This is a genomic window from Bacteroidota bacterium (assembly GCA_016711505.1).
Taxonomy (GTDB): domain Bacteria; phylum Bacteroidota; class Bacteroidia; order AKYH767-A; family 2013-40CM-41-45; genus JADKIH01.
Window position 1 is genome coordinate 639,038 of the sequence record JADJSV010000001.1, and the last position, 12,882, is coordinate 651,919.

Below are 12,882 nucleotides of genomic sequence, written 5' to 3' on the forward strand. Positions count from 1 at the left end.
AGTGAAGATCCAAGTCAAACTTTCTTTATACAATGCCATCTCCAAAGTAGTCATCATTTTGGCCTTTGGCGCTATTATACCAATTCTGATTCAGAAGGTAGCTTATAATCATCTGGATCGAAGACTTGTTGCACGTCTTGAGAAGACTATGCGAATGGTGGCTGTGGGCGGATTGGATGAGATTGCTCTTGATCAGGATTGTAGTTTTGACAGTTACAATATCTTCAAAGAAGAATTTGTTTCCATTGCACCGATTGCTGTGCTTCCACCCGATTTCGGCAGATATCATATTGAAAACGCTGAAAGGAAAATTGATGATGAGATCATTAAACACCGAGTTCTGACACAGGCATTTGTTTATGACAACCAACTCTACTCTATTGATATAGGTGAAGGATTAAATGCCTACGATCAGCTGAACGTGACGATCAGGAAATTTACCATCTGGATAATGGTCGCTGTGGTCGTGATCTCTATCTTTTTCGATCTACTTTTTGCAAGATTGCTTCTACGCCCTTTCAATAAAATTGTGAATGAAAAACTAAGGGATGTACAGCATCCATCGACATTTGATCCGCTTCCTGTCAAAACAACGACGACCGAATTTTCGCATCTGGATAAAAGTATCAATGAAATGATGGTCAAGATTCGCGAGACTTTTGAGACAGAAAGACAATTCATCATGAATGTATCGCATGAGATCCTCACTCCTATTTCAATTCTGAAAAACCGGATAGAGAATATGATCTCTGATCCCGGAATTCCGGATGCAGTGGTTGAACGAATGGTTGATTCACAAAAAACGTTAAGTCGTCTTACAAAAGTCGTCAGAAATTTATTGTATATCAGTAAAATTGAGAATGCACAATATGTAAAAAATGAAAGCGCCGATCTACAGATGATCGTTCGCGAGATCTTCGAAGAACTCGAAGAGCTGACTCAGGGAAAAGGGATCACAATTGTAAATGAATGGAAGGATGATTTTGTTTTCTCACCGTGTAATTTATCGCTCATTCATACGATGCTTTTCAATCTTATCACGAATGCGATAAAATATAACTGCGAAGAAGGAAAGATAACAGTTACCGGAATGTGGGAAGGAGAACATTATGTTGTAAAAGTTTACGATACCGGCGATGGAATTTCATCAAACCAATTACCGTATATCTTCGACCGCTTCAAACGTTTCCGTCCGGAAGACGATATGAGCTATGGACTCGGCCTACCAATAGTAAAAACCATTGCCGATTTCCACGGGATCAAAGTCAGCGCCGAATCGACCTTAAATCAAGGAAGTTGTTTTACGTTGAGGTTTCCGGGGAGTGGGGTTGGGTGAGGTTGTAGGTAGTAAGTAGTAGGGCAAGGGTCTAAGGTCAATGGTTATAGGTCAAAGGTCATAGGTCACGCCGCTTGCCTGTAAACAGCGTGACCTTTGACCTTTGACCTTTGACCCTTGACATCGGTTGACAATACTCAGTTTAAGTGCCAACGACCATGACAAAGAATTACTAATTAAGACCCGATTGTTCAAAAAACATCGAATTTTATCCTCCAATAAGTATTTGTAAATAAAAAGATTCTTATATATTTGTGCACCAAGCAAAATTTTGACAAAAACAGCTAAAGTTTATAGTGGGAATGCCTAACGAATTGACTATCAGGCAGGTAATTCTTGTATAAAAAACTGAAAATGAGTAACACCCAATATCCTAAATTTACCCTCGGCAATAAACTGACTGAGGAGCAAATTTCGTTTTTCGATAAAAACGGATTTATCCATTTTAGCGGAGCTGCTACACCTGAAGAGGTGAAAAGCATTATCGCTTCAACTGAGGACCTTCAAAAGAAGTGGATCTCAAGTGGAATCAAGAAGATCAACGGCGTGCCTATTAAATTCGGTCACGACGAAAACGGCACTCCAATCGTTCACCGCTTTCCTTTTACAAGCCAATACAGCGAAACTGTACATGGTTTTGTGACTAGCGAAAGAATTCAAAGCCTGAAGGTATTAATGCCAAAAGGTTCCAGAATTGCAGAAAACGAAAAAGATGGCGTGATCGTAAATCATTACGTGAATACTTCAAACAGTAACTTCCGTCAGATGGGCTGGCATACAGACAGTATGCGCGACATTTTCTACGGAAAGAAAGTTATGCCAATGTTGAATGTTGGTCTTTACCTTGATGATTCATCATCAGATAAAGGCGGACTTCGTATTATTCCCGGAACTCATAAGCAAAACATGTTCTCCATGTTGTTCAAGAAAGCATATTTCATGAATAATGATGAAGACAAAAATGAAATGCTTGTTGATGCAAAAGCCGGAGATGTTGTAGTACATGATGGCCGTATCTGGCATCGCGTGGCTATGTCACCGCTTACAGGTGCAGCAAGTCGTCGTCGTGTAATGTACATTCCGGTTATCATCGGAAAATACATGCCGAAATCAGAAGAGAGTACTACTCCATTCTATCACCATTTCCAAAAACTGGTAAAATAATTATTTTACTAAAATCACATTTAAATGGAATCAGACCTCTGATTCCATTTTTTATTTAATCCCATTCCCAAATGAATTACGCTTTGATCACCGGTGCAAGTAAAGGCATTGGAAAAGAAATGGCACTGGAATTAGCATCACGTAAATGCAATTTAGTGCTTGTAGCGCGCTCGGAAGATGCGCTCAACAAACTTTCAACCGAGATTAAATCATTGCATGGTGTTGAATGTAGTTACGTTTTAGCTGACTTGACTGATCAGCAAGGTATCGACAAGGTTGTCCAATTTATTGAAGAGAAAAAACTGCCAGTCAATATTCTGATCAACAATGCCGGGTATGGACTTTGGGGAAGTCTGGAGCAAACTGCATTGAAGAAAACGAAGGATATGATGCAGATCAATATGATGACTCCGGTCGAAATGACTTACCGGATGATCCCAATTTTGAAAAGCTCCGGACAACAAGCTTATATCATGAATGTAGCCAGTACTGCCGCTTACCAGGCTGTTCCAACTTTATCTGTGTATGCAGCTTCGAAAGCGTTCATGGTACTTTTCACTCGCGGACTACGTTTAGAATTAAAGAAAGAAAACATTTCTGTCACTTGTTTAAGTCCGGGTACAACTGAAACTAATTTCATGAATGCAGCCGGTATGACTGCTTCGCCTTCTATAATTAAAAAAGCATCGAAGGTAATTATGAAAGCAGATGTTGTAGCAAAGTTTGCAATAGACGGAATGTTTGCGAAAAAGAATGAGATCATTCCGGGTTGGCTCAATAAAATTTCTGTTGCAATGACTTACTTTGTTCCAAAGGCATTGACGGAGAAGATTGCCGGGGACATTTATAAATAATGAAGTGAAATGAAGTGGAATGAAGTGGAATGAAGTGGAATGAAGTGGAATGAAGTGAAATGAAGTGAAAAGTGAAAAGTGAAATGAAGCTTCGTAGTCAATTGGTCGGCTTTCTTTTTTCTTTTTTCTTTTTTCTTTTTTCTTTTTTTTCATATTTTCATTAATAAAAGAACCTCCTTTTAATGGTTGTACTTCCCTTGCTGGTCTTCCGATATTTGCAGGATGAAACAACTATTTGCTTTTACATTATTAATTCTTGGATGTATCAATTCATTTGGATGGGGTTTCTACGGCCACCGCGCTGTAAACAAATTCGCCTGCTTCGCTTTGCCAAAAGAAATGTTTGGGTTCTATAAATCGAATATCGATTATCTCATCAATCATTCTATAGACCCCGACAAACGCCGGCATTCCGATCCGGCTGAAGCACCACGGCATTTTATTGATGCAGATCATTATGGAGAAAATCCTTTCGACACTTTGCCTATCTATTGGAAGGATGCTGTAGAAAAATTCACAGAAGATACATTACAGGCATATGGAATTGGTCCGTGGTACATCAATAAAATGTTTTACCGGCTTGTGGAAGCGTTCAGAAAAAATGAACCTGATGCAATACTCTACTACTCTGCCAACATTGGACATTACATTGCAGATTCGCATGTGCCACTTCATTGCACAGAAAATTACAATGGCCAAATGACCAATCAGCATGGTATCCATGGTTTGTGGGAATCGCGATTACCTGAACTGTTTGCTTCTAACTATGATTACTTCATGGGAAGATGTCAGTACATCGAAAAGATCCAGCCGTTCATATGGTTGGCTGTTCATGATAGTTACGCAGCTTTGGATTCAGTGCTTGCATTTGAAAAACTTCTTACTGAAAATTCAGAAAGCGATAAAAAATACTCTTTTGAGCAAAGAGGTTCAACAACTATTCAAGTGTACAGTTATTATTTTTCAGAACAATTTCATCATATGCTCAATGGACAAGTTGAACGACGATTGCAGGCTTCGATCATTGATGTAGCTTCGATATGGTATACCGCTTGGGTTGAAGCAGGAATGCCGGAGTTAATTCCCGTTATGATCGAAGATGAGAAAAAAGAAGAAATTCAGGATGGAGATTATCATTGAATAAAAAGTTGTCTGTAAATAAACGCTTTGAAAACAATTCTCAAAGCAGCTCATAAAAACGTTTTTTGTACGTTTCGGAGACAGGAATATATATTCCATCGATCTTGATCTCATCTTTTTCAATGGATTCTATTTTATCTATTGCTACCATATAAGATTTGTGGACCCGACAAATAATATTCTCTGGAATTTCAATCTCAAGATCTTTAAAAGTCTGCAAAGTCATGATTCGTTTATTTGTAGTGTGAATACGTCTATAATCACGCATACCTTCTATAAATAATATCTCATTCAACATGATCTTTTCAAGCCTGTATTCAGTCTTGATAAAAATATATCGAATATCTGTCTTGTTCATTTGTCTGTCCACTTCATCCTGCACCTTACTGACAGCCTGAAAAAATCTTTCAAAAGAAAAAGGTTTCAGTAAATAATCTGTTACATTTAATTCATAACCTTTCAAAGCATATTCTTCATAAGCAGTGGTAACAATAACTTTGCTTTTGATTTTACCGGCTTCCAGAAACTGGATACCGGAAATTTCACCCAAATTAATATCAAGAAAGATCAGATCGACCTGAGCTGTTTTAAGAAATACCAATGCGTCAATACCTGTTTCAAAACACGCCAGCAAATTCAGGAACGGAAGTTTTTCAACATACGTTTTGATACGTTCCATTGCCAGTGGTTCATTTTCCACTATTATGCAGCTAATTTTCATCCAGATCAATTTTTAACAGAACGTGAAAAATTTCATTTGCATCACTGATCACTAACTCATGTTTTCCGGGAAATAATAAATTCATTCTTTTCTTTATCAATTCATTTCCCAAACCACTGAATTCATCTTTCATCCCGGTGTCAGGAAGGTAACTATTTTTACAACTGAATTCAATCGATTTTTCACTACCTGAAATTTCTATTTCGATAACATTTCCTTCCCGCTTATTTTCTGCATGCTTGAAAGCATTTTCTATGAATGGCATCAATAACATTGGTTCAACCAATACACCATTAAATGTACCTTTTAAATCCAGTTTAACAAAATCCCTGTTTGATGTCCTGATCTTCTGAAGGTCTATGTACTTTTTGATATAATGAATTTCTTTTTCAAAAAACACTTTTCCTTTCTTAGCCTCATAAAGCATGTACCTCATAATATCAGATAACTCCAGCAAATACAGTGATGCACGATCAGGATCACGACGAATGAGTACGTCAATATTATTCAATGTATTGAATAAAAAGTGTGGACTTAACTGTGACTTGATAAGGGACAGTTCCACTTCCAGATTTTTACGTTTCAATTCCTCCTTGATCTTTATATCCTCATAAGAAGTAATAAATCCTTTCAGAATTAAACCCATTCCGCCATTCAGAACTGCAACTAATGCCATAATCAGGACCAAAATAAAAATTCCGAATAAATCAGCCTTAAACATGTTGAATTCTTTAAAAGCAACTTGCATAACAAATAATCCAAAAATTCCTGTCAGCAGCGAAATGAAAATACCAAGAATGAAAAGCATTGCGATCTTCTTCTTTCTGAGAAAATCAGGGAACAAATAGGTATAGAAAGAATAGAAACCAATTAATCCCGGAACTACTGTGAAAGAAAAAATCTGAGTTACAAAATCAAATAGTTCGATCTTATCGAAAAAATTTTTACCATTAGCAGAACTCATTACCATGAAAAGGGACATTAAAAAAAGCAGAAAAAGATACAAAAGCCAGTAGCCGATATGAATGAGTATAATTACAGATTTTTTCATTAGTTATTATCCTTTTTCACTCTTAGAAACAAATACGATGTAGCTGCAGACAGTAATCAGTATGAAATACACTACTGACAAAAGATGAATATCAATAGCATCTTTGATCCTGTCCTTACCGATCATCCGCATGAAATCATAAGTTATATAAGAATATGGAAACAGATATCCATACTCCCAGAACAGAGCGAAGATCGATGCGACAACAAGTCCTAACCCGACTCCTACTGAGATCATGAAATTCTTGAAATGCAAACTTAAAAAAAACTGCAATGCAATAATTGGCAAACAATCAATAAAGAACTTAAAGTTTGCTTTCAGATAAGTAAATACCGGGAAGGAATCTACAGGAGAATTAACCTTTTCATAAACAATAGAAGGAATTACCGCTGCCAGGAAAATCCCTGCATTTAGAAGAATAAAAAACCTGAGTGCCAGAAGGAATACTACAAACAATTTTACAAAAAATACTCTAGTTAAACTCTGAGGTGTACTGAGTGTTTGTTTCCATGCATTATTCTTAAACTCGATCTGGGCAATCAGACTGGTTGCCAAAACAATTCCCATTGGTAAAAGGAAGAATGACATCATTTCCCAACTCTTGAGGAATAATCGTACCCAATATCCACTTGCAGCATTTTGTAACGGGTCTTTCGCAGAAATAATTAACTGATTGATGAGCATGATAACCGGTATCAATGCTGCACCACTAGTGATAATCCATGAGGCAGAGCTTCTTCTTGTTTTTAAGAGCTCACTTTGCAAACTGTTTTTTATTGAAACGTTCATATCGGTTTAGTTTGAAACCAGGTTCATAAATATTTTTTCGAGATCATTGTTTATAGGTGATATCTCATGCACCTCTATTCCATCTTCCATCAGCTTCCTGTTCAACAATGAAATTTGTTTAGGTTCAAAAGCTGGAATAATTAAACTATCATCAGAAATCTGAGTGTCAATTCCATTTTCTTTCAGGATCATCTGGGATCTTATCGCATCGTTGGTCTTAAATAGTACTCCTGAAGCCTGTAGTTTCTGTCTTTTAAGTTCTGATAGTGTACCTTGAAATAACATTGCCCCATTATTGATTATACCAACGTGACTTACCAGTTTTTCAATTTCTGATAAGAGATGACTCGATATAACTATAGCAATTCCTGATTCAGCATTTATTCTTTTTAGCAATTCCCTGATCTCAAGAATTCCATTTGGGTCAAGTCCGTTGGTCGGTTCATCAAGAATAAGTAAAGCCGGATTATTCAACAAGGCTATTGCAATGCCCAACCGCTGTTTCATTCCAAGTGAAAACAGCCCACTCTTCTTCTTTCCAGTGTTACTTAATCCAACAAGTTCCAGTACATCATTGATCCTTGATTCAGGACATTGATATATTTTTCTCAGAACATTCAGATTCTCGTAGGCAGTTAGATGGCTGTACAACGACGGACTTTCAATCAATGAACCTGTCTGATTCAGGATCTCAATTCTGTTCTCATCGAAAGGAACATTAAAAACATTTATTGATCCTGTCTGACGCTTCAACAAACCCAGGATCAACCGCAAGGTTGTTGTTTTACCGGCGCCATTTGGACCCAGAAAACCATAAATGGATCCTTTGGGAACCATTAAATTGATCTTCCTGAGTACGGGTTCGTTTCCCCGAAAACAATGACTGACCTCTTTCAATTCGATACAACTCATAGCAGAACTTTTAGATGTTAGCAGTAAAATGTGTTACTTATGATTCAAATGTAAACACGGAAAAGCAAATAAAATTATAAGTTATGCAATGAAAAGGAGTTTGTCTGCAAGTTGGGTGAATTGGTCGATGAAATGATGATTAGTAAATCGTCCATCGAAGTACTTCCTCATTTCGAATCACGAATTACGATTCATGATTACTTAAAAAACTATTTCCTGCAATAGATCTCCGATTCATTAACAGGATATTTTTTATTCAGGTCAACATCGTTTTTACTTTTTCTTCCCCAGGAAAACACTTTTTCAAAAATGGGAAGCATTTTACTGTTTTCAATCTTACTAAGAAAATAGATCTCATGTTCCTTTTCCTTTATTCCCATTTCGTAAAGAATTTCATCGTGTTCTGTTATACCAATTTCATGAAAATAATGCATCATACGAAAATACTCGCAGACATTTCCACTCTCAAGACTTCCGGCAAAATAAAAAGGCATGAACCAACCGATCACATAACAACTTCCTGAAATGACTTTACCAATAATGTGAAACTTGAATTCATTGAAACGGGAAACAGGAATATCATACTTCTGCATGATCAGCAGAACTTCCTTTCTGTGATTCCATTCATCAATTTCAATTTGACGAATGGCTTTTTTCTGTTCCGGATCCTTAACTGAACCGGCGTGACCTTGATATGCAAATGCTGCTGCTTTCTCTGCCGAATAAGCTTGTTGTAACAGTTTTCGTAAAGCTTTATGTTCTATCTGCACAAATTCTTTTTCTGGAAAAATCTGAATAAAATCACTACCAATTAGTCAACCTCAAAACCTGAAACTTAAACGGTAAGTTAAACCTCAAACTTCGCCATCACCACATTCTCTTTCATCAACTTCACCAAAGCCCCATCCTTCAAAATCGGAATCACCTGCGTTTGATTTGGTGTCAGACAGTACTTAATATCCTTTTTCAGATTCAGTCTTGCCAGACGCTCTTTATGTGAAGCATGAGCAAGAAACTTTATCGGATCCTGTTCGGCTTGCTGATAGAGGAATTTCAAAGCCAGACAAGCATCGCCTAATTTGAATTCATCACTTAGTTGTGTGAGGAGTTCTGTTGCTGCTCCTGCGAAAAGTGCATCTTCCAGATTGAATTTATTTTTCCAGCCGGAACAAAGCAATAGAATATTTTTCTTTTCACTTACAAGCCATTCACAAAGTGCATTGATGTTGAGGAATGATCCGACAACAACTTTATGCGCATTCTTTGCTGCTTCAATTGCTTGAGTTCCGTTTGTTGTAGTGATGACGATAGTTTTACCTTTCACGTCATCGCCCATATAACTGTATGGAGAATTTCCAAAGTCAAAACCTTCGACAGGAATTGCATCCCGTTCTGCTCCTACCAGATAACCTTTTGCTTTCCACTGGCGAGCTTCATCGACCGTTGCAACAGGAATCATTTTTTCAACTCCAAATTCAAAGGCAGTACAAATTGCTGATGTAGCCCGGAATATATCTATGATCACTACAATACTATCAGGAGTTTCATACACCGGATAGAGATGCGGAGAAAAGCAAGCGTCAATTGATAACTTCGTCATTGTAATAATTCAAGAGTGAAAATAAAAATTATTTCTTATAAAAAGGCGCTTTCACCACTTTTGCCTTTATTGCCTTATCACGGATATTGATAAAGATCTCACTACCCTCTTTTGAAAATTCAGGTTTTACATAAGCCATTCCAATTGCTTTTTGTAATGAAGGAGATTGCGTTCCGCTGGTAACCTTTCCTATTGTATTTCCTGTTGCATCCTGTACAACATAGTCATGACGAGGAATTCCACGATCGATCATTTCGAATCCAACAAGTTTTCGGGTTACTCCTTGCTCCTTCTGTTGTTTTAACAAGTTGCTATCCGTAAATTCCTTTGTGAACTTTGTGATCCATCCTAAGCCGGCTTCTATCGGAGATGTTGTATCATCGATATCGTTTCCATAAAGACAGAAACCCATTTCAAGACGTAAAGTATCACGTGCCCCTAAACCAATTGGTTGTATATTGAATTCTTTACCTGCTTTAAAAATTGCATTCCAGATCTTTTCAGCCTGATCATTTTCACAATAAATTTCAAATCCACCTGCGCCTGTATAACCTGTTGCTGATACAAGAACATTTTTTTCACCTGCAAATACACCTTTACTGAATGTATAATACTCCATCCCTGCAAGATCCATATCCGTAAGTGATTGCAAAGCTTTCACCGCTAAGGGACCCTGAACAGCAAACAAGGATGTCTTGTCTGAAATATTATGCATCTCAACATCCTTTGTATTATTTTTCTGAAGCCAGTTCCAGTCTTTATCGATGTTAGAAGCGTTGACGACAAGCATGTAGGTTTTTTCATCAATACGATAAACCAAAAGATCATCTACGATTCCGCCTTTTCCATTTGGAAAACAACTGTATTGAACTTTTCCATCAACAAGTTTCGATGCATCGTTACTGGTTACACGCTGGATCAGATCAAGCGCATTTTCACCTTTCAAAATGAATTCACCCATGTGAGAAACATCAAAAACACCAACTCCGGTACGTACAGTTTCGTGTTCAACATTGATCCCTGCATAAGAAACCGGCATTAAATAGCCTGCAAATGGGACCATTTTAGCACCCAAACCCACATGAATATCGGTTAATGCAATGTTTTTTACTTGATTTTCAGTCATTTCCATAATATAGCTTTCTTGAGGTCAAGGTAATAAAAGTTCTTTTGATGGCGATAGAAATATCCACAATTTAGCAATCATGAATTTATGATTTTCGACTCTTTCCATTTTCAATAATTTCATTGAAATATTTCAAATAATTTTTTTCCTGAGAAGTCACAGAATAATTTTCTTCAACCGTTTTCCTTCCGGATTTTCCAATTTGTTTGCGCAATTCTTCAGATTCAATAAGCGACGATAATTTGTTTATCCAGTCTTCAGTAGTTTCCGCAAGAAATCCATTCGTTCCATCTTTTATAATCTCAACATTGACACCAACCGGTGACATGATAGTTGGAATTTCCAGCGCCATATACTGCAGACCTTTCAGTCCACATTTCCCTTTCGCCCATTCATCATGAGGCAAAGGCATGATGCCGATATCAAAAGTAGAAAGTTCTCTTATCTCCTCTTCTTTTTTCCAGCCAATGCCTTTGATACCAAGCTCTTCATTTTTATAACCGGAATCACCGATCACTTTAAAATAAACTCTGTTACCATATTTTCTTTTTATCTCAATCAAAAAAGGTATAGCATATTCAAAATGCTTGATGGTAGTCATACTTCCACTCCATCCGATACATACTGCCTGATGATTGTTCAGGTTTAAATTTTTATATTCATTTGTATCTATAGTAGTCGGTATGATAACTACTGCCGAATTAAATTTCTTTGCATAATCAGCGAGGTATTGATTTCCAGCAAAGATCAGATCAGCCATTTCAATGATCTTTCCTGTTTTCTCGGGCGACTTTAACCAGCTTAATTTTTTATTCGCATCGGATACATTATGGATCCAGATTGAATCATCAAAATCAAAAATTAATTTAGCTTTTGTTCTTTTATATAATCGTTCGAATATGGTCGTTCCTGTCATGAACGCTTCCCTGTGAACAAAAATTATATCGTAGTTATAATACCTTATAAATTCGAAGAGTCGCTTTGCAAAACTTCTGAGAAATATATAGGCTTTAAACGGAAAGCTTCCAGGATTATAAAAATGCTTTTCGTCTCTTTCGTTAATTATACATGACTCCTTACAGTGATATCCGTTTTTTTCTAAAAACTCAATGTATTGCTCAAAGCGAAAGCGTTGACTTGGCGATCGATCCGGGCGATGTGCGGCAATAAACAATATTCGTTTCATCGTTAATCTTCAAGCCAGACAGAAGGAAGGTTCTTTACTATTTCAATGTTCTCAAATTTTTTGCTTTTTCTACTACCGGCATTCTTCGCCCAGTCAGCCATTTTAAATAAGCCATCTCTTAAAGAAACTGTAGAATCAATTTTAAAAATCTCTTTCGCTTTATCATGATTAGCATATGCATGAACAACTTCATTTCTTGGTGGCAGATGATTCAACTTACTTCGCAATCCCATTGCTTCCATAACTGTTTCAGCAAGTTCACGAACTGTAAATTCTGTATCAGCACCTATATTGAAAGTCTGATTGATCGCTTGAGGTATATGTACAGATTTCGCAATATGCGGAGCCACATCACCAACATATGAAAACGCTCTGGTCTGCTCTCCATCGCCAAAAACAGTCAATGGCTTTTCCTGAAGTAACTGATTCATAAAAATCCCCACAACGTTTCTATACTTGTCGCCCATGTTCTGATATTCTCCATAAACATTATGTGGACGGAAAATAATATAATCAAGCCCAAACATTTCATGTGTTGCTTTCAGATCCTGCTCTACAGCCAGTTTAGCAATACCATATGGATCTTCAGGTAATGGAATGGTTGTTTCTTTCATCGGTGGTAATGCAGCACCATAAACTGCAATTGAAGAAGTAAAAACAAAACACTTTACTTCATTTTTTACCGATTCATTTATTAAATTTATACTTCCAATGAGATTATTCTCATAGTTGAATCGCTTTATGAAATGACTTAAACCTTCTGCAGCATACGCAGCCAGATGATAAACATAATCAAACTTGTTATCGGAAAATAACTTTTCAACCAGTTTTGAATCTGTAATACTACCCTTTACAAACTTTGCTTTGGGGTTAATATTTTCAATAAAACCGCCACTTAAATCATCCAGAACCCATACTTCGTGCCCAAGAGCAACTAATTCATTTACAACATGCGCACCAATAAAACCGGCCCCACCGGTCACCAAAGATTTAGGATTCATTT

At 37.0% G+C, this 12,882-nt stretch carries 13 protein-coding genes; 4 read left to right on the forward strand and 9 right to left on the reverse strand.

What is annotated here, in order from left to right:
* Position 1 precedes the first annotated feature (1 nt).
* The 4 genes from IPL24_02740 to IPL24_02755 all read left to right on the forward strand — a co-directional run bounded on the left by IPL24_02740 (position 2) and on the right by IPL24_02755 (position 4,494).
* Entirely contained in the window at positions 2-1,336 is a 1,335-nt protein-coding gene (locus tag IPL24_02740) for a HAMP domain-containing histidine kinase (protein ID MBK8362616.1), read from the forward strand.
* Between the two features lie 354 nt (positions 1,337-1,690).
* Entirely contained in the window at positions 1,691-2,500 is an 810-nt protein-coding gene (locus IPL24_02745) for a phytanoyl-CoA dioxygenase family protein (GenBank protein MBK8362617.1), read from the forward strand.
* A gap of 71 nt (positions 2,501-2,571) precedes the next feature.
* Complete coding sequence (locus IPL24_02750; GenBank protein MBK8362618.1) at positions 2,572-3,354, forward strand: SDR family oxidoreductase; 783 nt, start codon at positions 2,572-2,574, stop codon at positions 3,352-3,354.
* 222 nt (positions 3,355-3,576) lie between these two features.
* Complete coding sequence (locus IPL24_02755; GenBank protein MBK8362619.1) at positions 3,577-4,494, forward strand: S1/P1 Nuclease; 918 nt, start codon at positions 3,577-3,579, stop codon at positions 4,492-4,494.
* A 40-nt stretch (positions 4,495-4,534) separates the two neighbouring features.
* Here IPL24_02755 and IPL24_02760 read toward each other — a convergent pair whose 3' ends face one another.
* The 9 genes from IPL24_02760 to IPL24_02800 form a co-directional block, all read right to left on the reverse strand.
* Positions 4,535-5,215, reverse strand: coding sequence for a response regulator transcription factor (locus IPL24_02760; protein MBK8362620.1), 681 nt, complete (start codon positions 5,213-5,215; stop codon positions 4,535-4,537).
* Positions 5,205-6,266, reverse strand: a complete 1,062-nt coding sequence (locus IPL24_02765; protein ID MBK8362621.1) for a histidine kinase — start codon at positions 6,264-6,266, stop codon at positions 5,205-5,207. Before IPL24_02765 ends, IPL24_02760 begins: the two co-directional genes overlap by 11 nt.
* A gap of 6 nt (positions 6,267-6,272) precedes the next feature.
* A complete protein-coding gene (locus IPL24_02770; GenBank protein ID MBK8362622.1) occupies positions 6,273-7,055 on the reverse strand; it encodes an ABC transporter permease in 783 nt (260 codons plus the stop codon).
* 6 nt (positions 7,056-7,061) lie between these two features.
* Positions 7,062-7,967 carry an ATP-binding cassette domain-containing protein gene (locus IPL24_02775; GenBank protein ID MBK8362623.1) on the reverse strand — a complete coding sequence of 302 codons (906 nt, stop codon included), beginning with the start codon at positions 7,965-7,967 and terminating at the stop codon, positions 7,062-7,064.
* Positions 7,968-8,176: 209 nt separating this feature from the next.
* On the reverse strand, positions 8,177-8,737 hold the full coding sequence (locus tag IPL24_02780; protein ID MBK8362624.1) for a ferritin-like domain-containing protein: 561 nt from the start codon (positions 8,735-8,737) through the stop codon (positions 8,177-8,179).
* A 77-nt stretch (positions 8,738-8,814) separates the two neighbouring features.
* Positions 8,815-9,567, reverse strand: a complete 753-nt coding sequence (locus IPL24_02785; GenBank protein ID MBK8362625.1) for a 2-phosphosulfolactate phosphatase — start codon at positions 9,565-9,567, stop codon at positions 8,815-8,817.
* Positions 9,568-9,595: 28 nt separating this feature from the next.
* Positions 9,596-10,693 carry a glycine cleavage system aminomethyltransferase GcvT gene (gene gcvT, locus IPL24_02790; protein MBK8362626.1) on the reverse strand — a complete coding sequence of 366 codons (1,098 nt, stop codon included), beginning with the start codon at positions 10,691-10,693 and terminating at the stop codon, positions 9,596-9,598.
* An 85-nt stretch (positions 10,694-10,778) separates the two neighbouring features.
* Complete coding sequence (locus tag IPL24_02795; protein ID MBK8362627.1) at positions 10,779-11,879, reverse strand: glycosyltransferase family 4 protein; 1,101 nt, start codon at positions 11,877-11,879, stop codon at positions 10,779-10,781.
* Positions 11,880-11,881: 2 nt separating this feature from the next.
* The gene (locus tag IPL24_02800; protein MBK8362628.1) at positions 11,882-12,880 is read right to left on the reverse strand and encodes an NAD-dependent epimerase/dehydratase family protein; all 999 of its coding nucleotides are present in this window, start codon (positions 12,878-12,880) and stop codon (positions 11,882-11,884) included.
* Between the last annotated feature and the right edge of the window lie 2 nt (positions 12,881-12,882).

Bases quoted from the DNA above. Each gene is read 5' to 3' on its own strand.
- IPL24_02765 (MBK8362621.1), bottom strand. From the start codon at position 6,266: ATGAAAAAATCTGTAATTATACTCATTCATATCGGCTACTGGCTTTTG.
- IPL24_02775 (MBK8362623.1), bottom strand. From the start codon at position 7,967: ATGAGTTGTATCGAATTGAAAGAGGTCAGTCATTGTTTTCGGGGAAAC.
- IPL24_02785 (MBK8362625.1), bottom strand. From the start codon at position 9,567: ATGACGAAGTTATCAATTGACGCTTGCTTTTCTCCGCATCTCTATCCG.
- IPL24_02800 (MBK8362628.1), bottom strand. From the start codon at position 12,880: ATGAATCCTAAATCTTTGGTGACCGGTGGGGCCGGTTTTATTGGTGCG.
- IPL24_02750 (MBK8362618.1), top strand. From the start codon at position 2,572: ATGAATTACGCTTTGATCACCGGTGCAAGTAAAGGCATTGGAAAAGAA.
- IPL24_02760 (MBK8362620.1), bottom strand. From the start codon at position 5,215: ATGAAAATTAGCTGCATAATAGTGGAAAATGAACCACTGGCAATGGAA.
- IPL24_02770 (MBK8362622.1), bottom strand. From the start codon at position 7,055: ATGAACGTTTCAATAAAAAACAGTTTGCAAAGTGAGCTCTTAAAAACA.
- IPL24_02745 (MBK8362617.1), top strand. From the start codon at position 1,691: ATGAGTAACACCCAATATCCTAAATTTACCCTCGGCAATAAACTGACT.
- gcvT (MBK8362626.1), bottom strand. From the start codon at position 10,693: ATGACTGAAAATCAAGTAAAAAACATTGCATTAACCGATATTCATGTG.
- IPL24_02755 (MBK8362619.1), top strand. From the start codon at position 3,577: ATGAAACAACTATTTGCTTTTACATTATTAATTCTTGGATGTATCAAT.
- IPL24_02795 (MBK8362627.1), bottom strand. From the start codon at position 11,879: ATGAAACGAATATTGTTTATTGCCGCACATCGCCCGGATCGATCGCCA.